This window comes from Listeria goaensis (assembly GCF_900186125.1).
Classification (GTDB): domain Bacteria; phylum Bacillota; class Bacilli; order Lactobacillales; family Listeriaceae; genus Listeria; species Listeria goaensis.
Genome location: NZ_FYBQ01000008.1, coordinates 52,623 through 77,830 on the forward strand (window position 1 = coordinate 52,623; position 25,208 = coordinate 77,830).

A 25,208-nucleotide genomic window follows, 5' to 3' on the forward strand; every position below is an offset into this window, starting at 1 on the left:
TGGATTGATTTTCGTTTTATGCCTAGTTGCCCATCATTGTTTCTGGTGACATTTGGATTGATTCGCTCATGGACGTTTCTTCTGGGTTTTGCGCGCGCGATTCATTTAAATTGATAACTTGTTCATCTTTGGCATTGATTAAAAAGTACGTCGTCGTACCTTTATGTTTTACCTCAAAACACCAGACTGGGAAATAAACATCGCCGCTCGATAATTGTACCGTTGTATAGTAGCCAAACGTTGCTTTCACAATGTCGCTATCCGTTTTTAAGTCGCCATGTTGATAAATCGCTTCTAAGGCATCCATCGAAGACATTAAATTGGTTTTTTCTTGCAAATCATCTTGTTTTCCAAGATACGTTTGCGTGTATGATACTGCCTCGTCGGCATTATTCAATTTAAAAGTAATTTGCCCGCCGCTATCAAAGAGGACCATATCTCCTTTTATCACTTGATTGTAGATTAGCTTATTTTCCTCTTTATCATATTTCCAAAATTTATAGGACGAACCTTTGTACACCTTTTCTTTGACAAAACTGGCAAGTTCAGGTGTTTCTTTGTCCTTGTCAGCGGGAATCGGTGTTTTTAATGTAGACGAAATTTCACTGGCATTATTCACAAGAAAAACATTTTGATCTTTTAAGCTCGCAACGTCCTTCGCAGAAAACGCGTCTTGGGTAGCTGTGAAAATTTCCCCCATAACCGGTTTTGAAGACAGTTTTGGATAGCTGATGTTATCTGTTTTTAAATGGTCTTGAAGCGTGTCGTTTCCAAGTTTATCAGGATCATTGGTTGCTTGTTTATTTAAAAACATCACCACAAGGAAAATATCGAGTAATAGGAAGGCGATAATAAAAATAATTTCTGTTTTTCTCCAATCCAACTTTACTCACTCTCCTTCATATCAGAAACGAACCATTGCCCGTTGTATTTGAATATCCATGTCGGTCTTAGTTCTACAATTCGGTTAAGTCCTTTATCTTCTACCCATGACATTTCATAACCGAGTGTAATCATTTGCAATGAGCGAATATCAATATTAGGATTGCTTTCCAAATTCTTGTAGACAGATAGTGAAGATGGTAGCGTCACTTCTTCGCTTTCGCGCGGAATTGGATAGTCTAATTTAAAGAATGGTCGGCTATATTTATATACTGCCTCTTGTCCTTCCGTGACATAAATTTGCGACATACCTGCTGAATTTAAAACTTGCAAATTGTTCACGAATAAACCGAAGTTTACCGTTCCAGACTGGGCATAGTAGCCAGTATAATAATAGTTGTCCGTCCAGCCTGCATGTTCATTAATAAAGTTAAAACTATCTTGAATGCGGCTATCTCGTTTCGAAATTGTTTCAGTATTTGTTGTTACTTCTTGTGCTGGATTAATATATTCCAACACCTTATTCGTTGTATCCAGCACGATTTTGCTTGAGCCATTTGTATAAGAATTATCTTCATTTTTAACAGAACCAACATCTTGGAACAGCGCCTTCGTAAACAAATTGATATCCATTGAATCGATAATATATTTTTCACTGCTCATTTTTATTCGTTCGTTTGAAAGGAAGATGGAATGCTTGCTCGGTCTTACTTCTGGGACTTCATTAAATACGTCTTCCTTGTTTGCTTCTTCAACAATATTTCGAACGCTCTCAATATCCTTTTCTTGAAGAGAACTTTGGTAAATCGTATCTTCATAATCATTTGTAAAATAAACGGTATATAAGCCGGTGTCCGTTTTATTTGTGTCAAAAATAATCCGATTGAATGAAGCATTATCAAGCTTCTTACCTTCAACTTGGAAGACTTGCGCAAAAATCGAAAATGGGATGTTATTTGGGTAAATAAGCTCAATCGCTCCGTTTTGGTGAATAATACGGTCGTACTCCTCACTCCGTTTTTTCCCCGAAAGAACGACTTCTGAAAAACTAAAGTTGCGCCCATCTGCGGCTAGCTCGTTCACATAAGTGCCATTGTTCGTTTGAAAATGTGTATCGTTTTTATTGACTTGAATCATCATCGGTTTAAAAACTTGGGCAGCGGTTTTCTGCTTATCAATTGTTGTTTTTTCCACTTCTTTCACATCAATCGTTTCGTAATCTGGCTGGCCTTTCCAAATAAAATAGCTGAGCACGATACTAAAAATAACGAGTACGGTGAGGATAGCGCCTCTTAAATATGCATTTGTCTTCATTCCCAATCATCCTCCGGCAAATCGCTATATGGCAAGGTGAACTTGACTGTCGTACCTTTGCGCTTATTACTTTCAGCCCAAATACGACCACCATGCGCCTCAATTACTTCGCGCGCAATAGCCAGTCCTAGCCCTGTTCCTCCCATTTCTCTCGATCTCGCTTTATCCACCCGGAAGAACCTATCAAACACTTTGTCTAAATCAGCTTCCGGAATTCCAAGTCCCTCATCGCTAATACTTACTTCGATTTTATCGTCCATTTTTTTCAAGAAAAAGGAGATTTGACCGCCGTCCGGTGAATATTTATTCGCATTGGAAATAATATTGTCCAGCACTTGCATCACTTTATCTTCATCAATTTCAATGATAACCGGCACGCGCGGAATATAGCGTTTAAATTTAATCGATTCTTTTTTCATCATTTCAAAACGATCGATAATATGATTAAAGAAGTCCGTAAAATTCACAAAACTTTTATCCAGATGTTCTCTGCCGCCGTCCATACGCGATAATTTCAAAAGGTCATTGACAAGGCGAATCATTCGCTCTGTTTCATTTTGCGTCACTTCAAGGAAATGCGGCGCGACCTCCTTATCCTCCCACGCCCCGTCACTAAGTGCTTCGAGATAACTATGCATACTGGTTAAAGGCGTGCGAAGTTCGTGTGACACGTTTGATACGAAGTCGCGACGTTCTTGGTCAACTTTCTCTTGATCTGTAATGTCATGTAAAACCGCAATCACACCATTTACAAACCCTGTTTCACGTTGAATGACTGATAAATTGGCGCGGAGAACATAGCGTTCTGCTGTACTACGGTCCATCGTAAGCGGCTCGGTCATATCCATCAAATCTTCAAAAGCATACTCATCTTGAATGCCGAGGACTTCTGTAAGTGGCTGTCCATTTGCGGTTTCATGGGCAACGCGAAGCATTTTTTCCGCTGGTGAGTTAATTAAAATGACTTTGCCGCGGCGATCAGTTGCGATAACCCCGTCTGTCATATACGAAAGTACGGAAGACAATTTGCGTCTTTCCCCTTCGGTCATGGCTTGGGCTTCCTGAACCCGTTTTGTCAGCGAGTTAAAGCTTTGCGCAAGCTCACCAATTTCATCAAGTCCGTATACTTTTACTTTCCGAGTATAATTCCCTCTCGCCATAGCGTAAGCTTGTCGTTTCATATCAATAATCGGCTTCGTTATCGTCCGCGACAAGAGCACCCCGAGAACAGCCGTTATGACCATCGCAATCAGCGTCCCGGTAATAAAAATGTTCGTAATCGAGTCCACCTGCGAGTAGACGGACTCAATATTCGCGACAAGATAAATAGCCCCAATCACCGTATTTTTATTTTTGATTGGAGAAACCGTGACCCAAACACGTTTATTGTCGTTTGACTCGTCCATATAAATTTTTTCTTCTGAAGTGCCAAGCGACAGAGCTCTTTTGACTAAAGGCGTGGTTGATTTTTGGCCTACAATCCCCTGATTGTCCATGTTGGACGTCCCGAGAATTTTGCCACGCTCATCAACAATGCGCACCTCGAGCAAACTCGAATTGTTGCGCGCATAATCGACCAAAAGTTCACGAATATCCGTCTGCATCTGCGCACTATTATCGCCGTTCTTTAAAATCTCCTCCCGCACGTTATAATCCAGTAATGTCATACTATTTTTGATAGAATCTTGAAAGTTCTTTTCAAGCTGCCCCTCTAGTTCGCGCACGAAATAAGCGCCAATGACTTGCATAGCAACTAAAATAAGCAACAAGTAAATCATCACCAACCGGAATTGCACCGACTGGAAAAACTTCATTTTATGCATAAAACACGTCTACTCCTGTTCAGGGTTAAATTGATGTTTCTATCTATGGCAAATCGCAATTTAGTTTCTTCTTAATTCTTGTATTATACCATAATTCACGCTTACAAAAAAACACATCATTTATTAGTAAAATAAATGACGTGCTTCGTACAATTATCTATATTTTGATTCCCATATCAATTTCTTTATAAGTTTGTAAATCCCGTAAAATATTGCAGTAGCCATTCAAATAGCGCCATCACTATACCTACAAGATTTATTTAAAATGCCTCTGCTGCTACTCCTGCTCTGGGTTTCGCAAATAATAGCCCACGCCGCGGCGTGTAACGAGCCATGCTGGGTGGCTTGGATTGTCTTCGATTTTTTCACGCAGACGTCTTACGGTTACGTCAACTGTACGGACATCGCCGAAATAATCATAGCCCCAAACAGTTTGAAGCAAATGTTCGCGCGTCATAACTTGGCCCATATGTTTCGCTAAATAGTGAAGAAGTTCAAATTCGCGGTGCGTTAACTCGATGGTTTCGCCGCGTTTAGATGCCACGTATGCGTCTGGATGAATGACGAGGGAGCCAATTTCGATTTCGCTATTTTCTTCTTCTTCAGCGGATTGCGAGCTAATTTGGCTATGACGGCGCAAATTCGCTTTAACCCGTGCGATAAGTTCACGATTACTAAACGGTTTCGTCACGTAGTCGTCGGCGCCTAGCTCGAGGCCGAGCACTTTATCGATTTCGGAATCTTTTGCGGTAACCATGATGATGGGCATATCGTATTTTTTGCGCACTTCACGACAAACTTCAATGCCATCGCGGCCCGGAAGCATGATGTCGAGCAAAATTAAATCTGGTTGTACTTCCTCAACAAGCTCAATAGCTTCGTCTCCGTCATAGGCACAATATACATCGAAACCTTCTTTATTTAAATTAAATTTAACAATGTCTGCAATTGGTTTTTCGTCATCTACTACTAAAATTTTCTTTTCTGCCATTTTTCAAACAGTCCTCCCATAATTGGATTTTTCCGGTTCTGCCGGCATTCTCCTAAAAATTGTTTATCATTAAGACTGTGGTGCGGAAGTCCTTCTCCCTGGACGCTTCCGACGGCGTCTTTAGCTTGTTCACTTCTATACAAATAGAAGACCATAATTTTATTATAGCACAGTTCGAAAATTATCTGAATTATTACAGCTAGCATAGTCCATTTTAAATATGAAGATTTTTCCCGTAACAAAAAAACAACTGCAAACATATCGTTTACAGTCGCTTCTTGAAATAAGCTATTTTTTTAAGTGCCCACTCATAATGGCTTGACGTCGCCGAAACGAAATAGCTGCCAAGCGTGCTTCCACCGCTCCAAGTAAAAACCCCTTTTTTAAACAAATCATCGTTAGAAAATTGCTCAACAAGTTGCATAACTTGGCCATGACTTTCCTGCAATAAGCGTAGCGCTGCCGGGTATGCTGTTTGCTGATGCTTTTCCAAAAAAACGATGTTCATTGCGCCGTAAGTTTTCCAGTTATAGCCTTCCAGCAAAAATTGCTTTTTCTCCCCCTTTAAATTGACCTCTACCCAATCTAAAAGTAATTTTTGCCATTCATACAAGTGAATGAGGACATCGCGGATATTTTTATCCCTATTCCAGTGTGCTTCTTTTTTATTTATGTCGGCCAACTGAAACGCGGCTAACTTCACTTCATTTGGCATTTCCTCTAACATATGTATGAGTTGTTGATACTTTTCGTTTGAGGCTTGTATAAGATCTGCTTTAGTTGTTGGTCTCGCCACTATTATCATCTCCTTTATAATTTTTATACATGTCCGAAATTTGCGCGCTTACTAGGGCGCGTAGTGAAGCTGGGCTTTCCACGATGCAGGCGCTGCCGAGGCCTAAAATAAATGTTTCCAGCCAAGCATTATGTTCGGCAATAATTTTCAGCCGTAAAAATGGCTCCGCTTCTTCTATAATTTCCACTTGATGCCAGCTTTCAAAAATATGAAAAATCGAGCGATCAATTCGCAACACAAATTCAAGCATATTCTGCTTTTGCCAAATGAAATCGCGTTCATAATACGCTAGATTAGGATTAAATGGTTGACCTAGTTCGATGTGTTTGATTCGGTCTAGCAAAAACAATTTTGGAGCGCCTTCTTCTGTACCACTTAAATACCAGCGGCCACTTTTGAAAAGCAATTGATAGGATTCAATCATGCGTTGCTTCTTATGCCCATCTAATTTGGTGTATGTGAACATTAGTTGGTGATTGCTTTTTATAGCTTCTTGGATGCGCATAAATTTCGCGTCATCCGTTTTGGTGCCTTGCCAAGACGAAAAATCCACCACAACTTGATGTGCATGCTGTTCAATTTGTTGTAATTCTTCGGCATCGAACAGCAATTGTAGCTTTTCAATAATTGCCGTTTTATTTGGGTCATTTTCAATATTCAACCGATAAAGCGAAAGCAGCATGTATTTAAAATCGAGCGAGGAAAACAATTGTTTATCCAAATAGTAGTTCTCCATAATGCTAATCCCACCATTAAACCCCGGTGTCGAAATTATCGGTATACCAGCATAATCTAGTGCTTCCAAATCGCGATAAATGGTTCGTTCTGATACTTCAAAAAAATCGGCCAAAGTTTGAACTGTCACTTTCCGTTTGCTGACTAACAGCAACACAATGGCTAACATTCGACTAAAACGCATGAACGGCTTTCCCCTCTCGTTTAAAATAGCGTGTTTATTTTATTCCAATATAAATTTCAATCCGCGTTTTTTCAATATCTGGATTGGGATAATATAATTCAAAATCCGTCACGCAAGTGCGCTCCAATTGCGTCTGCCAAATTTCCTGCCAAAGTGCTGCTGGCGCCGTCATTGGATTTCCAACCACTGTAAAGCGGGCATATTTTCCATTTTGAATTGTGACCTCCCCGTCTGCCGTAGCTACACCTGCCAGCACGTCATACGATAAGGAAGTCGGTTTTTCATAATCACCTTCAAAATTAAAATACACACCGTATACTTTTGTTTCCATATCCATTGTAGCATGATTTTGATAAAACCCTTGCCAAAGTTCCGTAAATTTCTCACTCATATTCGGGTCATCATTACTAATGTGCACGTGTTCTCCAGTCACTTTTATTTCTTCAAAATGGCTAACTTGATAATTCATTTTTATTACCTCCCTTTCAGCTCCAGTATAGCACCGGGCTCTGACAACAGTTTGTCAGGGTAATAAAAAAAGTTTGCAGACGACAAAGTCTACAAACTTTTTAAAATTCAAACGGTCCCGACGGGATTTGAACCCGCGATCTCCTGCGTGACAGGCAGGCATGTTAACCCCTACACCACGGAACCAAGTGAGCACCTTAAAAAGGGCACTTCACCATTAAACCATGCTTGCCAAAAATCGTCAACTATTTTTTAGAGGCTATAAGTCGTTGCTTTAAATAAATCTAATTTCCCAATGCGGCTTACTGCTTCCCTAAGTCGCTCCTCGTCCATTAGAAGGCCCACTCGGACGTAACCTTCTCCGCACTCGCCGAAGCCACTTCCATCGGCCACCGCCACATTAGCTTTTTCGAGCAAATGCTCTGTAAAGCTTGTGCTCGTGAAGTTTTCGGGCACTTTCATCCAAGCAAAAAACGAGCCCCTTGGAATGACTGCTTCCCAGCCGATTTCCGAACACGCGTCTAAAAAGGCATTTTTTCGACTTTCGTAACGCTCATTTTGCTTTCTGACAGCTTCCTGGGAGCCTCTAAGCGCTTCAATCCCCGCATCCTGAATGGCAGGGAAAAGACTCACATACAGATGGTCTTGGATTAAATTGATGGCTTCAATCATCGTTTCATTCCCGACAGCGAAACCAATTCGCCAGCCGGCCATATTGTATGTTTTGGATAGTGTGTATAGCTCAATTCCGACATCCTTCGCCCCTTCTGTTTGGAGGAAACTAATTGGTTTGGCGCCGAAACCGATAGCCCCGTAAGCGAAATCATGCACGACGGCAATCTCATTTTCCTTAGCAAACGAGACGGTGTCTTCGAAAAACTTCTCTGTAGCGATGGCGCCCGTTGGATTGTTCGGATAATTTAAATACATCAACTTCGCATCTGACCGCGTCGCCTCATCTATCAGAGCATAATCCGGTAGAAATTGATTTTCCTCCAAAAGAGGCATTAATGTATACTCGGCGTCCGCTAAAACCGCGCCAGACAAGTAATCTGGGTAGCCAGGGTCAGGCAAGAGCATTTTTTCGCCGGGGTCAAGCAGACACATCGGCAGCTCCACAAGCCCCGTCTTCGTCCCAAACAAAATCGCCACTTCCTTTTCAGGATCCAAAGTCACCCCGTACTCTTCTTTGTAAAAATTGGCAGCCGCCTCTTTCAGTTCTGCCTTGCCGCGAAACAAAGAATACTTGTGGTTTTGCACATCATCTGCGGCATTTTTTAGTGCTTCTACGATGTTTTGCGGCGTAGGCTGATCTGGATTTCCTTGTCCCAAATTGATGACATCATGCCCTTCTGCAATTTTGCGATTTACATTTTGTACTAATTTTGAAAAAAATTGCTCTGGCAAATTTTCGAGCTTTTTAGAAAATCTCATTTCGTACGCCTCCCGTTTTATGTTTCATTGTTAAATATCTTAAAGTTTTCTAGCAATTTTGTCTAGTCTAGAAATAAAAAACATTAAAAAAGCATTGACAATCACCTTAAAAATCGGTATATTTTTACGTAACAAGTTTTTATAATGTAGTTCTCTTATCGAGAGAGGCTGAGGGACTGGCCCGATGACGCCCGGCAACCTAACTTTTTGAAGTGAAGGTGCTAATTCCAGCAAAATGGTATAGCCATTTTGGTAGATGAGAGGAGTTCGAATAGGCAACACATTCAACTTCTCTATTCTGATGGTAGAGGGGTTTATTTATGTGCTAAAAACTTTTTTAGTACATAAATACAAGGCGAAACGCTGTGTCCACACTCTCAAACTAGAATGTTTATAAAAATTTAAATTTAGACACATTTAGGGAGGAATTTTTAATGAAAAAGAGAACTAAAGGAATTTTGATTGCATTTACTGGCGCGGCACTACTTGCACTTTCTGCATGTGGTGGCGGGAAATCCGAAACGCTAAGCACGGAAAAGATTACAATTGGCGTAACGGGTGGACCTCACCAACAAATTGCGGAGGAAGTGAAAAAGTTAGCTAAAAAAGACGGGCTGGACATCACAATTAAAACGTTTGACGATTATAACACGCCAAACACTGCGCTAAACGATGGGGATTTAGACGCGAATAACTACCAAACGATTCCGTTTTTAGATGCACAGAAAAAAGATAAAGGCTACAAAATCGACCAAGTCTTTAAGACGGTTGCTTTCCCAATGGGCATTTATTCCAAAGATATTAAAGACATCAAAGAGCTTAAGAAGGGGGATAAAATTGCGGTTCCAAATGATCCTTCGAACGAATATCGTGGCTTAAAACTTTTTGAAGACGCTGGTGTCATTAAGTTGAAAGACGGCGTGGAAGAAAAAGCAACGAAAAAAGATATCGCGGAAAACCCGCTCGATTTAGAAATCATCGAACTTGAAGCTTCGCAAATTCCAGCGCAACTTGGTGAAGTAAAAGCAGCTGCCATCAACACCAATTTTGCGATGGGCGCTGGACTCACCATTAATGATGATGCGATTTTCCATGAACCAACGAAAGACAATCCGTATCCAAATGTTTTTGTCGTAAGAACTGAAAATAAAGATGATGAAGTTGTCGATACACTTAAAAAATATTACCATTCTGATGAAATTAAAAGCTTCATTGAAAAAGAATTTAATGGGTCTGTTGTACCTGCATTTTAGGGAGATGTAACCATGATTAAACTAGAACATGTCAGCAAGACTTTTAATGTTAACGGGCGAAGCGTTCAGGCGGTGAAGGACGTTTCGCTTTCCGTCCAAAAAGGTGAGATTTACGGTGTTGTGGGTTATAGCGGCGCTGGAAAAAGTACGCTTGTTCGTTGCATTAATTTTTTAGAACAGCCAACTGAAGGTACTGTGCATATTGCAAACGACAATCTCGCACAACTTTCGGCGAAAAACTTGCGTTTCGCGAGACGTAAAATCGGAATGATTTTTCAAGGCTACAATCTACTTAAAACGGCCACTGTATATGAAAATATCGCGCTACCGCTTAAACTTGAAGGTTTAAAAAGCGATGAGATTACAGCACGTGTTGAAAAATACTTAGAAATTGTTGGGCTTACGGATAAAAAAGAAAATTTCCCAGCTCAACTTTCTGGCGGTCAAAAGCAGCGTGTTGCCATTGCGAGAGCGCTTGCTCATGAACCTGAAATTTTACTTAGTGATGAGGCGACGAGTGCGCTTGATCCTGAAACGACCGAAGCCATTTTAAATTTGCTACTTAAAATCAACCGCGAACTCGGCATTACGATTTTCCTTATTACGCATGAACTCGATGTCATTCAGCGCATTTGTGACCGCGTTGCTGTGATGGAAAACGGGCAAATTGTTGAAGAAGGCACTGTTTTAGATGTATTCACGAAGCCAAAACACCCGACTACCAAACGTTTTGTTGGCTCAGAGGCTAGTTTTGAAATTCCAGCCGATGTGTTAGAAAAATATAAGCAAACAGGTAAATTGGTTTCACTCCATTTCATTGGCGAAGGTTCTGATGAGCCTGCCCTTGCGCTTGTATCCCGGAAATTTGATTGCCTGCCGAGCATTTTGGCGGGGGGAATTGATCACCTGAAAAATGATACCCTTGGCAAACTTTTAGTCCATTTAAAAGGTGATGAGGCCGAATATAACAAAGCAATTGAGTACTTGCGCGAACAAGGCGTAGTCGTTTCGGAGGTGCAACAAAATGGTTGATTTTTTTAACGAATGGGGCGACACCCTTTGGACTGGATTTCTAGAAACCCTTACAATGACAAGCATCACGCTCGTCATCTCCATTTTGGTCGGTCTGCCACTTGGTATTTTACTTGTTTTAACACGAAAAGATGGGCAAGCTGAGAATAAAACGGCTTACACGATTTTAAACTGGATTATTAATATTTTACGTTCGCTGCCATTTATTATTTTACTTTTTTTAATTTTGCCATTTACAAAAATTATCGTGGGCACTACAATTGGCGTAAAGGGCGTTATTTTGCCGCTTGTCGTTTTCACAGCGCCATATATCGCTCGGCTGATGGAATCTGCTTTACTTGAAGTCGACCGCGGTGTCATTGAAGCGTATCAGGCGATGGGAATTTCTACGTCAAAAATCATTTTAAATGTTGTGCTTCGCGAGGCGCGTTCAGGCATCGTGCTTGGCCTGACAATCGCTACAATTGGTCTAATTGGAGCCACCGCGATGGCAGGACTAGTTGGCGCCGGCGGACTTGGAACCATTGCCTATCAATACGGATTCCAGCGCTTTGAACCAACCATTATGTACGCGACCATTATTATTTTAATTATCATCGTACAAACCTTGCAATCACTTGGAAATTTCCTAGCAAGACGATTAAAGAAAGACTGAAAACTGGGGGAATAAAATATGTGGAAGCTTGCGCTTTGCCAAATTGACGTTACGTTTAAGGATCCAGATGCGAATTTCAAACGGGTCCGGCAAACAGTAACCGAGGCGGCAAGAAGCGGTGCTGAGATTGCCGTTTTACCCGAAATGTGGAATACGGGCTATTGTTTGAGCGAGCTTGAGATATACGCAGACCGTCACGGCGAGCGGACGAAAAACTTTTTATCTGAGCTTGCGAGAGAGCAAAATATTACGATTATTGGCGGTTCCGTTGCCATCAAAACGGACGGGAAATTCACAAATATTATGTACGCTTTTGATAATCAAGGTGATTTTCTTTCTTCTTATAAAAAGGTCCACCCTTTCAAGCTAATGGACGAACATCTCTATTTGGAGCCTGGGAATGATGCCAACCTCTTCATGCTAAACGGCACAAAAACAGCCGGCTTCATCTGTTATGATATTCGCTTCCCCGAATGGATGCGGCACCATACCGCAAGAGGCGCAGAAGTTATTTTTGTTGTTGCCCAGTGGCCAGATGTGCGCATTTCCCAGTGGGAAAAATTGCTCGTCGCACGGGCAATCGAAAATCAAGCGTTCGTCGTGGCCGTAAACCGTGTCGGCAAAGATCCAAACAACCAATTTAACGGCCATTCTATGGTCATCAATCCGCACGGGGAAATCCTCCTTTTAGCGGGAGAAACTGAAGAAAATTTCTACAGCACAATTGATTTGGCTGAAATCAGTGCGGCGCGTCAATCGATGTCCATTTTCGAAGACCGCCGCCCAGAATTATATTTCTAAGCTCACACAAAAAGAGAAAATAGGCAAGTAAAGATCCAGTAACTATACCATTTTTTAAAATGGATTTACTGGATTTTCACTTGTTTTTTTTATTTATGTCCCAGCCTCTTTTTTATATAATTTCTTCATTTATTTTCATTATTTTTTCATTTTAAGACGATACAATAAATGCATCATCTAAATCATAGGTTTTACACCTATTTTATATATTCTTCCTTAAAACCGCCAAAGCCCCTATCAAATCCATGATAGGGGCTTTGGTTTTTATTGGTATTTTAGTTGAATGGCTTCCAAATAGGCTATAAAGTTATCGTAAAATTCATTTTGACTTTTTATCGTTGCATGTGTTCCTAGGTTTAAAAGAAAGCGGTAGCCAACTTCATGATCAGGTAGAATAACCTTGGCTTGAAAATACGTTTCATCGAGTGCTTTTATTTCCAGAACATTTGCGCGCTCCACAATTTGTTCCCGTCCAGTACGGTCAAGGAGCAAGTCTACTTCTTCCATTTCAAAAGGTGAAAATTGCGGTTTTGGGTTAAATGGTCTGACCACAAATTCGCGCGGCGTAAAAGTATCCGCAAGGGTTTCTAAGTGAATCATTCGCGATAATTTAAACGTCCGAAAGTCTTCCCGCTCTGTGCTATAGCCTTGTAAATACCAATAACGATTTCGGAAAAGCAAATGGTATGGTTCTATTTTTCGCTTCGTTTCATTCCCATCTCGGTCGCTATATGTCACGGCAACATATTGATGTTTTTTTATCGCCAAATGTAGCTCCTCAACGTGTTCATTTATTTCTTTTTTCGTTGTTACATTTGAAAAATCCAGCGAAATAAGATGATCACTAATTTCATCATCAGACCGCAACATATTTTTCATTTTCAAAAGCGTTCGCTTAATATCTGTTGAAGAAAATAATTGTTCAAATCCATTCAAACTTGTGACAATTGTCGTTAAATCTTCCGTAGTAAGTAAACGTTTGTCTACTTTATAAGTTGGCATAATTCCAATTCCACCGTTCACGCCTGGCATCGTATAAATCGGAATTTTCGCCATCGAAAGTGTTTCCATGTCGCGGTAAATCGTACGTTTTGATACTTCGAACATTTTTGCCATTTCATTTGCGCTAACAATTTCACGTTGTAAAAGCAACATAATAATGCCAATTAGCCGCTCAATTTTCATTTTTTTACTCCTTTTTCAAATGATGACATACAGTTGTCAACATTAGCGTGTTATAGTTACATCATAACAAAATTAAATTTATTTTTGGAGGGAAAAAGTTATGTCATTTGAAATTGTACACTTAGAAAAAGAAGTATTTTCCGGAGAAAAAGTTGAAATTCCTAATTTTAATCCACAAGAAGGTTTTGGAAAAATGAGCGAAATTAAGACTGCTGCCTACGAAAAGTACGCGGACGATGCAAAAAATTATGTTGGTATTAATGCGTCCATCGATGGCAAACAAAATTACATCGTTGCAAAATCTGGTGAAGGTAATGGTGTGATTTCCTTTGAAATTCCTGAAGGCGACTATGCAAAATTCGTATCCGAAGAAACTGAACGCACTGCCATTGACAATTTTATCGGTCAAACTTACGGCGAAGTGATGCAAGGCGGTAAATACGACCTTGCCGGAAACTTTAACTTGGAAGATTTACGCGAAGACAAATTTACAATCTATATTCCAGTGAACGCAAAATAAACATTGAAAAAGAAGCAGAATTAATTTTCTGCTTCTTTTTATGCTTACAATAAATTTTCGCCTGTCATAACATTGACGCTTACGACGACTCTATTTTCTGAATCTAAACCGTTTAGGATGTATTTCATTGTTTCAAGATTTTCTCTCACTTTATCACGCGCATAATACGTAAATGTGCCATCTGCTTTTAAATCCCCGCCAGCATAGATTTGCTCTTCTCCCGTCGTTATATTACGAGCAACAAAACGAAGTGACGCAATATTCCAATATGTTCCTGTAATAAATGAGGCTGCATCTCGTTTATATAGCGGCGACACAATTAGTCGCGTTGCTAATTGCGGCGGTAAATGAAGCATAAATTCGGCTACGCTAAACCCTCTTTCATCAAAACCTTCAATTTTCAAGTGCGTACAATTAGCTGTGATTTCGGTGTATTGCAATGAAAATCGTCCGCTTGACTCAATTGTACCGCCTGTTTCTTGTGGTCGTTCCGCTCCATCAGATAATATTTCTGTTATTCTAAGTTGCGTAATGCCCCCTATGAATTTCCCCTTAACTTCTGTTCCCGATACAGTCGCTTCCGTTATTTGACTCACATCAATCACATTATCCTTCATATCCACCCACACTAATTGTCCATTTTGAATGGTTCTAAGGACAATTAACTTCGTTTCCGGTTTACCATCTTCTTTTAAAAGTGCAATATCCCCTTCTACTACAACTTCATTATAACGATACAAATCTTGTTTTTTAACAACTGGAATTGTGAGTCGTTCTGCCAGCAATCGTGTTTTAAAGGAATAGGCATCCGAATAGCTCGTTTTTTGCTCGCTCAAAACATTCTCTTTTCCCATGATTACTGTTCTGTAGCCATTATCTGTTATTCTTGGTTTTGATTGAAAGCTAGTTCCAGCTACTTCAATTGCATTTACTTCGCCAGCTTCAATAATTGTATTGAACGCTAGTTGTCCCACCTTAACATTAGCACGATCACGAATCGTTACAAGATTACAATTATCGATTTCATATGCATATTCGGGACTTACTTTTCCTAAAAAGCGATTGTCTGAAATAAATGTTTTTCCAACCCCTTTTACGGCTAAAGGTTCAGCGCCGCCATCAATTTGAATGTGCGCTTTCTTGTTTTCTTCAAAAGTATTATGTTGAATAAATGTGTAGGCATTTTCAATTTGCGCGCCGTTTGTGCCTCTTTGGAGTTTAATCGCTGCATTATCGAAAAAGCCCAATGAACTTTCTTTGATTGTAACACCATGGCACCCTTCCAAAAGGATTCCGATTCGATTAGCAAACGCCTGGATCGTTTTATTGTCTGCTGTTTTAATGGCAAGACCTGTATTTGCGTCTGCCTGCACTCCACAAGCCAAAATCTTTACGTTTGTTAAGCTACTTTCGTTAATATTTTCTAAATGAATGAAGGTCCCCGTCGCATCCTCCACTCTCCCTTTGTCCCTTTTGAGTTTCAAATAATCTTGTGTTGAGCCACTATTATCAATATGAATGTCTTCAAGAATCAATCCCTGCCCAACAACTCGTTTGCCATTAAATAGCTTTGCTGATGTATCACTAATTGCCTGAATGGCAGTCCCGCGAATATTAAAGAAAAACAGGTTTTTAAATTTGCATAAATCATACGGGCGAATAATTCGGATTGTTGTGACGTTATTTACGTATCTCAAGTCAAAAGTTAAATGAGACATGCCAATATTTCGAATAAAAGAACGTTCCCCAGTTCGCTTCTCGCCATTAAAATAAGCAAAATCAAAAATCGGTTGGTCCTCTTTTTCTTTGTCAAAAATCAGTTCATTATTCACCATCTCACCAGAAGGGATGATTTGACTTGATAGCGAAGAATCCCCTTGTAAGTTAACTCCCGCTTTATCTACAAAAATAGTCTTTGAGATTTTATAACTACCAGCCGGAAAATAAACTATCCCGCCTTCTTTTGTCATTTCCTCTGTTTCAGCTCTGGATAAAACTGTTTTATCGGCTTTCTTTACAGGATATTCATACAGCGCATCAATCGCGTCTTGGATTGCTTTTGTATCATCTGCTAGGCCATTTCCAACTGCGCCAAAATCTTTAACGTTGTGTACTTTTATTTCGGGTATAATGGTTGTTTCCACTTATGATCTCTCCTTTATGTTTACAAGTAAAGATTTATTTCTTTACTATTTCTTTATCATAGTACAAATTGGTTTTCTATAAAATTTTGGTATCCCTCGCAACAAAATGTGTAAAATGCCCATTTAAAGTTAAAAAAATCAGTTATTTGCCTCATTTTGTCCACAGACAAATAAAGAAAATTCCACTATACTAATAGTAATCTCTTTAGCTTGTATAGAACCATGTAGAAACAGCCACTTATTTTTTAAGTGGCTGTTTCTATATACTAAAATAACCTTTAGTGAATTCACTAAAGGTTATCTGCGCAAAATTAGTTTCCGCTAATTTCGCGTGCCACTCATGCTATATGGCTAAGTTTGTTATCGCTTCTTCATTTGTGAACGAGAATACTACAGCATGATATTCTAAGTATACTATTATGCCTTGCGTAAATCTGTGGATATTTTGTAGCCATTTCATTTCATAAAAACTAGGAAATCATTGCTATTCCTAACAATGAGCGCTAAATACTTTTTTATTTTTTTGTATAAACTACACATTTTAGTAAATATGATGCTAAGATGAAAGTATCGAAAAGGAGTGAAGAAGGATGGCACGCATAAAAGAGTACGAAATTGCAATCCAACACATTAAGCAACCTACTTCGGAAATTTCACATGGGACCACATTAATTTTCGCAATTTCAGGAAAAGTCACAGTCAAAATTTCAGAGCGGCACTTTCATTTGGAAGAAGGCGATATATTAGTCCTTGATCGCCATACATTTTACACGATTCAAGGAGAAAATCAGCATTTAATTATTTATTTGACGATTTCCGATACTTTTTTCACACAATATTATGCCGATTATTTCCGGCATTCATTTAACTTTTTCACTAAGGAAATCGATCCCGGGAGAGAACAAATTGTCAGTTCCCTCCGAAAGTCTATCAGTGAACTTTTAATCGCCTCAACGAATCAAAGACAAGCCAACAAGCTAGACGCGCAAACTGCATTACTTCAAATCTTGCTCGTTTTAACTCGTTTTTTAAAAAAGGAAAACCCTTCTTTTGCTAAAAAGGAAATGAATGATAAGCGCATCTCGCGAATCATTAGAGAGGTAGAAGAACATTTTGATGAGGCCTTGTCCCTTCATGATTTTGCTCAAAAGGAATATTTAAGTGAGGCTTATTTATCTCGTTATTTCAAGAAAACAACTGGCGTCGGCTTTTTGCAATACTTGACGGAAGTTAGATTGAAGCATGCGCGTGAAAACTTGCTCTATTCGACAGAGAGTATTACCGAAATTGCGCTTAAAAATGGCTTCTCGAGTCAAAAACATTTCTCAGAAGCATTTAAACAGTACTTCCATTCGCCGCCTAGTGAGTACAGAACGCAGCACCACCGCGAATTGAGTCCCCTCGAGCAAAAACAAGAAAGCCAGCAAAATCGTGCGATTGAGCAAATTGTGCCAACATCCGATATTCTCATTAAACTTGCTCGTCTATATCACAACATTGAATCTGGCAATGAATTAAATGAAGCACCGTTTGAAAAGAAGAAAATAGCAATTGCGGACAAGGCAGCACGAGCTTTAACCCAAAATATGCATATCCTAACCATTGGAGAGTTAAAGGAAGTTTTGAAGGAAAATGTGCAAAAACAAATTTTAACGTCACGCGATGAGCTCGGCGTCAATTATATCGGCATTCGCCATTTATTTAAAGGAAGCACTTTTCTGCCTGAGGCTGAAACGGACGAATTAGTTCCTACATCTTCTCCTTATGCAAATGCAGATGTGGCGATTTCATTTTTAAAACAGCATCGTTTGCAACTTTTTATTCGGCTTGAGTATCAAGATATCTCCGAAAATGAACATGATGTTTTTGAACGTCTTGATCACTTTTTGCGACACTCTATCCAAGTTTTCGGCCGAGAATTTGTTTCGCAGTGGCACTTTATGTTTTTCAATCCTAAACTGACCTTTGCGGATAAAAATGAATTGAAGCGTGTATATTTGAAGCTCCAGCAAATCATTAAGTCGCGCCTATCCGCCATTCAAGTGGGCACTTTTGTTCCGTTTTCGCTTTCGCAAAATGCGGTTCCTGTGCGCCATACTTGGTTTTTAGAGGCGGCGGATCAAATTGATTTCATTACCTATAACGCGAATCAAAATGAAGCGGTTGATTTTTCAAAAGAAGATTTTTTGATTACGGAAGATTATTGTTTGACTAAAACGCTAAAACTGAAAGCTTATTTGAAGCATCACCAAATTCATAAGCCGCTTATGCTCGTTAATTGGAATACACTCACGGGAAATACGCGGTACACGAATGGTACTTTTTTCCGTGGTGCGCTCGTCCTAAAAACCATGCTTGATTTAGCCCCAGAAGTGGATGCTCTTGGTTTTTGGATTAATACGGAGCTTCACGAGGAGGATGGCAGTCAGCTAAATATTAGTCTTGACGGGCTCGAAATGTTTCATTTTTTCAACGGGAAGCGACCAGCGTTTTATGCAGTGAAATTTCTGAAGCGGCTTAAAGGTGTTGTTGTTGCGGAGGGAAAAGATTTTATTATGACGCGGCATGTGGACGGCTATCAGCTTATTTTGATGAACTGTGCGACGATGAATCCGCGCTTTTCAGTAGAAGAAAAATTTTTAAAAGAAGAGCGAAAAGAAGTTCATGTTCGCATGTTGGGGCTTGAACCGGGAGAATATCAAGTTTGCAAATGGCAATTTGATCGCGATAATGGCGCTTTATATTCTAAATACTGGCAGTTAAATAGTAAGCACGGTTTAGATGAAGAAATTTTAGATTACATTGTGGATGCCTCGCAGCCTACGTTAACGGTTAGTGATGAGACGATTACAGATGATTGGTCATTTTACGCCTATTTAGATATTAATGCGATTCATTTTTATGAATTTCGGCATACGATTTAAGCTTAACGGAAACGTTAAGCTTTTTTCTTGCGTTCAACGTCGAATTTTTGACATCAATAAAATCACTTTTTAAAAAAGGAAATTTTCAAGCTAAAAATAAGCAAAAAAACACCCTTCTTTTGATTTTTATTTTTTTATAATAAAGATGCATCGACAATTACTGATGTTCTGGCCAGTATCAGTACAATAAATTGGAGGTTTTTACGGTGAAAGAAGAGTTATTCAAAAAATTAAACGAAAAACAATCTCGTATGATTGAAATCCGCCGCTACTTGCATGAAAATCCTGAACTTTCTTTTCAAGAAGAAAACACAGCAAAATACGTTGCGGATTTTTATAAAGATATGGACTGTGACGTGCGGACTCATGTTGGCGGAAACGGTGTTGTTGTAACGATTGACACTGGAAAGCCGGGTAAAACGCTTGCGATTCGTGCAGACTTTGACGCGTTACCTATTCAAGAAGAAACTGGGTTACCGTTTGCATCTAAAAACCCTGGTGTTATGCACGCTTGTGGCCATGATGGTCATACTGCATATATGTTAGTCCTAGCTGAAACATTGATTGAAATGAAGGAACAACTAACAGGCAAAATCGTCATTTTACATCAACACGCAGAAGAAACACCTCCTGGCGGTGCGATTCAAATGATTCAAGATGGTGCTTTAGATGGTGTTGATAATGTTCTTGGTATTCACGTCATGTCAACGATGAAAACTGGCGAAGTCTTCTACCGCGAAGGTGCGATTCAAACTGGACGTTCTTATTTCAAATTGAAAGTGCAAGGTCAAGGCGGACATGGTTCCTCACCTCACCTCGCAAATGATGCGATTGTGGCGGCAAGCGAATTCGTTGTGGCTGTTCAAACGGTCATTAGTCGTCGCTTAAATCCGTTCGATGTTGGTTCCATCACAATTGGTTCATTCGACGGAAAAGGAAGCTTCAACGTGATTAAAGACGCGGTTACTCTTGAAGGTGATGTGCGCTCGATGTCGGAGGACACACGCCAAACGATCGAAAAGGAAATCAAACGCATTGTGCGCGGAATTGAAGCGATGTTCGGCGTGACTTGTGAACTAGATTACAAAAATGATTATCCCGTTTTAAACAACGATGAAGCTTTGACCGAATTTGTTGTCAACTCACTTCAAAGCTCAGACATCCCTGAAATCACAGATGTGGTGCGTTGTGAACCGCAACCACCTTCTGAAGACTTCGCTTATTATGCGAAAGAACGGCCTAGCGTATTTTTCTATGTTGGCGCGATGCCGGCGGATGGACATTTTTATCCGCATCACCACCCTAAATTTGATATTAATGAAGACGCCTTACTTATTGCTTCAAAAGCGATGGGCGCTTGTGTACTGGATTATTTAAAAGGAGAGAATAACTAATGGCAACAAACGCATATAAAGGAACAAATAAACTTATCGTCGGCATCGTATTTGGTGTTATCACATTTTGGCTTTTTGCACAATCGATGGTTAACATCGTACCAGCTGTGCAAGATGACCTCGGTATTTCGTCAGACTTACTTAGCGTCGCAATCAGCTTAACTGCACTATTTTCTGGTATTTTCATCGTAGTCGCTGGTGGCATGGCGGATAAGTTTGGCCGCATGAAATTAACTTATATTGGACTTATTTTAAGCATTATTGGCTCGCTTCTACTTATCGTTACTCAAGGAGCGACATTACTCATTATTGGTCGGATTATCCAAGGACTTTCTGCTGCATGTATTATGCCTGCAACACTTGCCTTGATGAAAACTTATTTTGAAGGAACAGAAAGACAAAGAGCGCTTAGCTACTGGTCAATCGGCTCTTGGGGTGGATCAGGTATTTGTTCATTTGCTGGTGGACTTATCGCCACTTATATGGGCTGGCGCTGGATCTTCGTTTTCTCAATCGCATTCGCACTTTTAGGCATGTTATTAATTAAAGGAACACCTGAAAGCAAAGTTGTGCAAACAACGAAAGCAAAATTTGATACATTTGGACTAATTCTTTTCGTCATCGCAATGGTTTGTTTAAACCTTATTATTACACGCGGCGCAACATTCGGCTGGACAAGCCCAACAACAATCATTATGCTCGTTGTTTTCCTTCTTTCTGCTGGACTATTTTTCCGCACAGAGCTTCGCCAAGCAAATGGCTTTATTGACTTTTCTTTGTTTAAAAATAAGGCTTACACTGGCGCAACTCTTTCTAATTTCTTGTTAAATGCAGCGGCTGGAACGCTCGTTGTCGCAAACACTTATGTGCAAGTCGGACGCGGCTTTACAGCCTTCCAATCTGGTTTGCTTTCCATCGGTTACCTCGTTTGCGTTCTCGGAATGATTCGCATCGGTGAAAAAATCCTTCAACGAATTGGTGCCCGAAAACCAATGATTATGGGTTCAGCTATTACAGCCGTTGGAATCGCGTTAATGGCACTTACATTTATTCCTGGTGCTCTTTATACAATCCTTGTATTCATCGGATTCGCTTTGTTCGGAATAGGACTTGGTATGTATGCAACACCGTCCACTGATACAGCCGTTTCAAATGCACCCGAAGATAAAGTTGGTGTAGCATCTGGAATTTACAAAATGGCAAGCTCCCTCGGTGGTTCATTCGGCGTAGCCATTTCAGCTACTATTTATGGTGTGATTGCAGCATCTGGGAATGTTGATTTAGCAGCAATGGTTGGTTTAATCGCGAATGTCGCATTTTGTTTGATTTCACTCATTTCTGTTGTCGTCACTACACCAAAAGCGGAAAAATCTAAAGTAGTAAGCGCTACAAACGAATAAGGAGGCTTTAAAATGCGTAATCAATTAATGAAAATGCTCGAAGAACGAAAAGACGAAATGATTCAAATTAGACGTCATTTACATGAGCATCCAGAACTATCTTTTCACGAAGTAGAAACCGCAAAATTCATTCAAAATTTTTATAAAGGGAAAGATGTAGAAGTCGCAACTGAGGTCGGCAATGGTCATGCTGTCGTCGTCACAATTAAAGGTGGCAAACCTGGTAAAACCATTGCGCTACGTGCCGATTTTGATGCCCTTCCCGTTGAAGAAGAAACAAACCTGCCATTTAAATCCAAAAACCCGGGTGTCATGCACGCCTGCGGTCATGATGGTCATACCGCCTATTTGCTCATTCTTGCCGACTGCCTGATTGAGCTTAAAGAAAACATTCCCGGAACGATTAAAATTGTCCATCAACATGCGGAAGAAACACCGCCAGGCGGAGCTAAAAGCGTCGTTGAGTCAGGTATCCTAGATGATGTGGACCAAATTTACGGCATTCACGTATTCCCATTCGGCGAATCTGGCGAAGTTTACTATCATAGCGGCTATTCAATGGCTGGTCGCACTTACTTTAAGTTGCGCATCCAAGGTACTGGCGGACACGGCTCCTCGCCGCATATGGCAAATGATGCCATCGTAGCAGGCGCACACTTTGTAACAGCCGTACAAACCGTAATTAGCAGACGTCTTAATCCTTTTGATACAGGCGTCGTTACAATTGGCTCTTTCGACGGGAAAGGAAGCTTTAATGTCATCAAAGACTCCGTCGAATTGGAAGGCGACGTCCGCTACATGAACAACGAAACACGTGAAAAAATCGATACTGAAATCCACCGCATTGTCTCCGGCATCGAAGCGATGTTTGGCGTTACAGTAGAATTAACTTATACCAATGACTACCCACCTCTTTACAATGACCCAAAAGTTACTGATCAAGTTGTTGCAAGTTTACAAAAAGGCATTGGTGAGTATTTAACGGCTGTTTCCGAATATGACATGCTTTCTGGTTCAGAAGATTTTGCTTACTATTTGGAAAAAATTCCCGGCGTATTTTTCTACATTGGTGCTAAACCTAAAAATACAGAGCACGCTTATTTCAATCACCATCCGAAATTTGATATTGATGAAGATGCGCTTCTAGTTGCCGCAAAATCTGTTGCGGAAGTTGTTTTAAGCTACTATTCATTGGATTAATAATCGTCAAAAAGAACATAATCAGTCTCTGATTATGTTCTTTTTACATACTAGGTGATTATACATATACAAATCGGGGAAAGAAAGTATATGATAGAGAAAAAGGGGGAATTTTAGATGATTAAGGAAAGAAAAATTGTGTTAATCACCAGTTTGTTTTTTATTGCGCTCACTTTTTTAGCCTTGCTTTTTCAAAGAGAGATAATTTGGAATATGGTTTCGGGGCATTTTGATTTTTCAGTATCGAATGTTATTAACCTGCTGGCAGGGAGGGATTTGCTTAGCTTTTTCTTACATCAAGTGGTGGCGGCTTTAAAGAGCACCATTATTTTCATCGTTATCGAATTACTTTTGATTATCGCCGTTCCAATTTTAATCATTATTGTGATGTTTAAAGCGAAGAAAAAGGAAGGCTGGACGCGTACGAGCGTTGCCATTACGAGTGGTTACAGCTTATTGTTAGTTTCCCTGTTTTCATTTATGATTTTATTTACCGTGCAATCGCTGCATACGTATCAAGATATACATACAAATGTCGTTAACGCTAAAAAAACGATTTTATCGCACAACTCACAGGAAATTGAGGACGCGCTTACCCGCATCATGGATGACCCGCAAAAGTCCATTCAGAAAATCAAAGAAGTTTCTAAGAAAATTGACAAACATACAAGTGTTTTCACGATGCTTTCGGAATGGCTGACTAAAGTGAAAAGCTACGAGAGCATGCTTATCATTGGGACGGTTATATCTTTTCTTTTGATTATCGTTGCTCATATCGTTGAGCTATACCGCTTATGGCAGAAACCACAGGAATAAAAATTTGCCGCTTTTTTTATTACGGGTTAAAATTAAGTCACCAAACTCATTTTATTCATAAGGAGAAATTATGGCCAGTACAAGTTATAATGCACAAGAATTTAGGGAAAAAATTAATTCTGACTTAACAATTAAAATTAGCGACTCTGTCATCTTAATGTGCGCTATCTTAATTGCTTCCATCGGATTAAATATGAACTCTATTCCCGTTATCATTGGGGCGATGCTAATCTCCCCGCTTATGACGCCTATTTTAGGTGTAGGGTACGGACTTTCCGTCCTTGATTTTTATATCGTCAAAAAAGCAGCACTGTTACTACTCGTTGAGGTATTAGTGAGCCTAGTAGTGGCCACTCTTTACTTCACGATTTCGCCGATAACCTATGCTAGTGATGAACTAATCGCAAGAACTGCCCCAACGATTTGGGATGTAATTATCGCTTTTGCAGGTGGCGTTGCTGGAATTATCGGGGCTTCTAAAAAGACGAGTACAAATATCGTTCCCGGGGTAGCCATTGCAACGGCGTTAATGCCGCCAGTTTGTACAATTGGGTACGCCATCGCTACGCTGAATTTTTCGTATTTCTTAGGTGCCTCTTACCTCTTTATTATTAATTGTGCTTTCATTATGATAGCCACATTTATCGGCATTAGATTTATGCGCTTTCCCTTACATACAGCGAAGAATAGCAAACACACACGGCGCATCAATATCTTTTTAATTATTTTATCGCTTTTCATTATTATTCCAAGTATTTTTTCTGCTTCTATACTTGTCCAAGATAGTATGGAAAAATCGTCTATTAACCAATTTGTTACGAATGAATTTTCGGATTATGTTGTTTTGGATCAAAGTTATAACGAGGATAAACATGTTCTTACGGTTACAATATCCGGATCCCCGATGCCTAAAAGCACCGTTCAAAGTATTGAGCAAGACTTACCGGATTATGGTTTAGACGATGTTAAACTTGATGTGGATCAAATTCCTGACCTCACTGAACTGAAAGGTAGTCAGGTAACGAAATTCATCGACCAGTATATTAAGAAAAACTACGATACTAACAAAAGCGTCGAAGAACAAGCAAAATAATCATTTATAAAGCCACCTCCAGTCACGGGGGTGGCTTTTTAGTGCCATTACAGACTTATATACGTATAAAAAATGGAAATTCAAACAAATCATTCGTATTTTTCTTTAAAATAGGGTTGACTTCACTTTTTATTGTCTTTATCATAAGAAGTAGATTAAAAAGG

At 39.8% G+C, this 25,208-nt stretch carries 21 protein-coding genes, 1 tRNA gene and 1 riboswitch; of the genes, 11 read left to right on the forward strand and 11 right to left on the reverse strand.

What is annotated here, in order from left to right:
• Positions 1-22: 22 nt before the first annotated feature.
• From CFT42_RS09985 to CFT42_RS10030, 9 genes are all read right to left on the reverse strand, one after another.
• A complete protein-coding gene (locus CFT42_RS09985) occupies positions 23-883 on the reverse strand; it encodes a two-component system regulatory protein YycI (protein WP_088816063.1) in 861 nt (286 codons plus the stop codon).
• A gap of 2 nt (positions 884-885) precedes the next feature.
• Positions 886-2,196 carry a YycH family regulatory protein gene (locus CFT42_RS09990; protein WP_088810431.1) on the reverse strand — a complete coding sequence of 437 codons (1,311 nt, stop codon included), beginning with the start codon at positions 2,194-2,196 and terminating at the stop codon, positions 886-888.
• On the reverse strand, positions 2,193-4,019 hold the full coding sequence (walK, locus tag CFT42_RS09995; protein ID WP_088810432.1) for a cell wall metabolism sensor histidine kinase WalK: 1,827 nt from the start codon (positions 4,017-4,019) through the stop codon (positions 2,193-2,195). The genes CFT42_RS09990 and walK overlap by 4 nt, the downstream gene beginning before the upstream one ends.
• Positions 4,020-4,296: 277 nt before the next feature.
• Positions 4,297-5,010: a response regulator YycF gene (gene yycF, locus CFT42_RS10000; protein ID WP_088810433.1), complete on the reverse strand. Its 714-nt coding sequence runs from the start codon at positions 5,008-5,010 to the stop codon at positions 4,297-4,299.
• A gap of 265 nt (positions 5,011-5,275) precedes the next feature.
• Positions 5,276-5,806 (reverse strand): ClbS/DfsB family four-helix bundle protein, encoded by a 531-nt coding sequence (locus CFT42_RS10010; protein ID WP_088816064.1) that lies wholly within the window; start codon positions 5,804-5,806, stop codon positions 5,276-5,278.
• Complete coding sequence (locus CFT42_RS10015; protein WP_088816065.1) at positions 5,787-6,725, reverse strand: helix-turn-helix transcriptional regulator; 939 nt, start codon at positions 6,723-6,725, stop codon at positions 5,787-5,789. Before CFT42_RS10015 ends, CFT42_RS10010 begins: the two co-directional genes overlap by 20 nt.
• A gap of 34 nt (positions 6,726-6,759) precedes the next feature.
• Positions 6,760-7,194: a GyrI-like domain-containing protein gene (locus CFT42_RS10020; RefSeq protein ID WP_088810437.1), complete on the reverse strand. Its 435-nt coding sequence runs from the start codon at positions 7,192-7,194 to the stop codon at positions 6,760-6,762.
• 112 nt (positions 7,195-7,306) lie between these two features.
• Positions 7,307-7,379: transfer RNA gene (locus CFT42_RS10025), tRNA-Asp, on the reverse strand.
• 66 nt (positions 7,380-7,445) lie between these two features.
• Entirely contained in the window at positions 7,446-8,627 is a 1,182-nt protein-coding gene (locus CFT42_RS10030) for a pyridoxal phosphate-dependent aminotransferase (RefSeq protein WP_088810438.1), read from the reverse strand.
• A 152-nt stretch (positions 8,628-8,779) separates the two neighbouring features.
• Positions 8,780-8,890: riboswitch (SAM riboswitch) on the forward strand.
• Between the two features lie 171 nt (positions 8,891-9,061).
• On the opposite strand from CFT42_RS10030, the gene CFT42_RS10035 reads away from it, so the two are divergent.
• Genes CFT42_RS10035 through CFT42_RS10050 form a run of 4 tightly spaced genes read left to right on the forward strand, consistent with a single transcriptional unit; the run spans position 9,062 to position 12,368 of the window.
• A complete protein-coding gene (locus CFT42_RS10035; protein ID WP_088810439.1) occupies positions 9,062-9,880 on the forward strand; it encodes a MetQ/NlpA family ABC transporter substrate-binding protein in 819 nt (272 codons plus the stop codon).
• Between the two features lie 12 nt (positions 9,881-9,892).
• The gene (locus tag CFT42_RS10040) at positions 9,893-10,912 is read left to right on the forward strand and encodes a methionine ABC transporter ATP-binding protein (RefSeq protein ID WP_088810440.1); all 1,020 of its coding nucleotides are present in this window, start codon (positions 9,893-9,895) and stop codon (positions 10,910-10,912) included.
• Positions 10,905-11,567: a methionine ABC transporter permease gene (locus tag CFT42_RS10045; protein WP_088810441.1), complete on the forward strand. Its 663-nt coding sequence runs from the start codon at positions 10,905-10,907 to the stop codon at positions 11,565-11,567. The genes CFT42_RS10040 and CFT42_RS10045 overlap by 8 nt, the downstream gene beginning before the upstream one ends.
• 18 nt (positions 11,568-11,585) lie before the next feature.
• Positions 11,586-12,368 (forward strand): carbon-nitrogen family hydrolase, encoded by a 783-nt coding sequence (locus CFT42_RS10050; protein WP_088816066.1) that lies wholly within the window; start codon positions 11,586-11,588, stop codon positions 12,366-12,368.
• A 264-nt stretch (positions 12,369-12,632) separates the two neighbouring features.
• Here the strand turns inward: CFT42_RS10050 and CFT42_RS10055 are convergent, their stop codons facing one another.
• Entirely contained in the window at positions 12,633-13,553 is a 921-nt protein-coding gene (locus CFT42_RS10055) for a helix-turn-helix transcriptional regulator (protein ID WP_088816067.1), read from the reverse strand.
• 100 nt (positions 13,554-13,653) lie between these two features.
• On the opposite strand from CFT42_RS10055, the gene CFT42_RS10060 reads away from it, so the two are divergent.
• The gene (locus CFT42_RS10060; protein ID WP_088810444.1) at positions 13,654-14,073 is read left to right on the forward strand and encodes an effector binding domain-containing protein; all 420 of its coding nucleotides are present in this window, start codon (positions 13,654-13,656) and stop codon (positions 14,071-14,073) included.
• Between the two features lie 44 nt (positions 14,074-14,117).
• On the opposite strand, the gene CFT42_RS10065 is transcribed toward CFT42_RS10060, so the two are convergent.
• On the reverse strand, positions 14,118-16,217 hold the full coding sequence (locus CFT42_RS10065; RefSeq protein WP_088816068.1) for a glycosyl hydrolase family 28-related protein: 2,100 nt from the start codon (positions 16,215-16,217) through the stop codon (positions 14,118-14,120).
• 590 nt (positions 16,218-16,807) lie between these two features.
• Between CFT42_RS10065 and CFT42_RS10070 the strand changes: the two genes are divergently transcribed.
• The 6 genes from CFT42_RS10070 (at position 16,808) to CFT42_RS10095 (ending at position 25,044) form a co-directional block, all read left to right on the forward strand.
• Positions 16,808-19,141, forward strand: a complete 2,334-nt coding sequence (locus CFT42_RS10070) for a helix-turn-helix domain-containing protein (RefSeq protein ID WP_088810446.1) — start codon at positions 16,808-16,810, stop codon at positions 19,139-19,141.
• Between the two features lie 191 nt (positions 19,142-19,332).
• Positions 19,333-20,535 (forward strand): M20 family metallopeptidase, encoded by a 1,203-nt coding sequence (locus CFT42_RS10075; RefSeq protein ID WP_088810447.1) that lies wholly within the window; start codon positions 19,333-19,335, stop codon positions 20,533-20,535.
• Positions 20,535-21,935 (forward strand): MFS transporter, encoded by a 1,401-nt coding sequence (locus tag CFT42_RS10080; protein WP_088810448.1) that lies wholly within the window; start codon positions 20,535-20,537, stop codon positions 21,933-21,935. The genes CFT42_RS10075 and CFT42_RS10080 overlap by 1 nt, the downstream gene beginning before the upstream one ends.
• A gap of 12 nt (positions 21,936-21,947) precedes the next feature.
• Positions 21,948-23,135 (forward strand): M20 family metallopeptidase, encoded by a 1,188-nt coding sequence (locus tag CFT42_RS10085; protein WP_088810449.1) that lies wholly within the window; start codon positions 21,948-21,950, stop codon positions 23,133-23,135.
• A gap of 117 nt (positions 23,136-23,252) precedes the next feature.
• The gene (locus CFT42_RS10090) at positions 23,253-23,951 is read left to right on the forward strand and encodes a hypothetical protein (RefSeq protein ID WP_088810450.1); all 699 of its coding nucleotides are present in this window, start codon (positions 23,253-23,255) and stop codon (positions 23,949-23,951) included.
• Between the two features lie 70 nt (positions 23,952-24,021).
• Positions 24,022-25,044 carry a DUF389 domain-containing protein gene (locus tag CFT42_RS10095; protein WP_088810451.1) on the forward strand — a complete coding sequence of 341 codons (1,023 nt, stop codon included), beginning with the start codon at positions 24,022-24,024 and terminating at the stop codon, positions 25,042-25,044.
• Positions 25,045-25,208 lie beyond the last annotated feature (164 nt).

Coding starts and splice junctions, on each gene's coding strand:
- CFT42_RS09990 (WP_088810431.1), bottom strand. CDS start 2,196: ATGAAGACAAATGCATATTTAAGAGGCGCTATCCTCACCGTACTCGTT.
- walK (WP_088810432.1), bottom strand. CDS start 4,019: ATGCATAAAATGAAGTTTTTCCAGTCGGTGCAATTCCGGTTGGTGATG.
- yycF (WP_088810433.1), bottom strand. CDS start 5,010: ATGGCAGAAAAGAAAATTTTAGTAGTAGATGACGAAAAACCAATTGCA.
- CFT42_RS10015 (WP_088816065.1), bottom strand. CDS start 6,725: ATGCGTTTTAGTCGAATGTTAGCCATTGTGTTGCTGTTAGTCAGCAAA.
- CFT42_RS10020 (WP_088810437.1), bottom strand. CDS start 7,194: ATGAATTATCAAGTTAGCCATTTTGAAGAAATAAAAGTGACTGGAGAA.
- CFT42_RS10030 (WP_088810438.1), bottom strand. CDS start 8,627: ATGAGATTTTCTAAAAAGCTCGAAAATTTGCCAGAGCAATTTTTTTCA.
- CFT42_RS10035 (WP_088810439.1), top strand. CDS start 9,062: ATGAAAAAGAGAACTAAAGGAATTTTGATTGCATTTACTGGCGCGGCA.
- CFT42_RS10040 (WP_088810440.1), top strand. CDS start 9,893: ATGATTAAACTAGAACATGTCAGCAAGACTTTTAATGTTAACGGGCGA.
- CFT42_RS10045 (WP_088810441.1), top strand. CDS start 10,905: ATGGTTGATTTTTTTAACGAATGGGGCGACACCCTTTGGACTGGATTT.
- CFT42_RS10050 (WP_088816066.1), top strand. CDS start 11,586: ATGTGGAAGCTTGCGCTTTGCCAAATTGACGTTACGTTTAAGGATCCA.
- CFT42_RS10055 (WP_088816067.1), bottom strand. CDS start 13,553: ATGAAAATTGAGCGGCTAATTGGCATTATTATGTTGCTTTTACAACGT.
- CFT42_RS10060 (WP_088810444.1), top strand. CDS start 13,654: ATGTCATTTGAAATTGTACACTTAGAAAAAGAAGTATTTTCCGGAGAA.
- CFT42_RS10070 (WP_088810446.1), top strand. CDS start 16,808: ATGGCACGCATAAAAGAGTACGAAATTGCAATCCAACACATTAAGCAA.
- CFT42_RS10080 (WP_088810448.1), top strand. CDS start 20,535: ATGGCAACAAACGCATATAAAGGAACAAATAAACTTATCGTCGGCATC.
- CFT42_RS10085 (WP_088810449.1), top strand. CDS start 21,948: ATGCGTAATCAATTAATGAAAATGCTCGAAGAACGAAAAGACGAAATG.
- CFT42_RS10090 (WP_088810450.1), top strand. CDS start 23,253: ATGATTAAGGAAAGAAAAATTGTGTTAATCACCAGTTTGTTTTTTATT.
- CFT42_RS10095 (WP_088810451.1), top strand. CDS start 24,022: ATGGCCAGTACAAGTTATAATGCACAAGAATTTAGGGAAAAAATTAAT.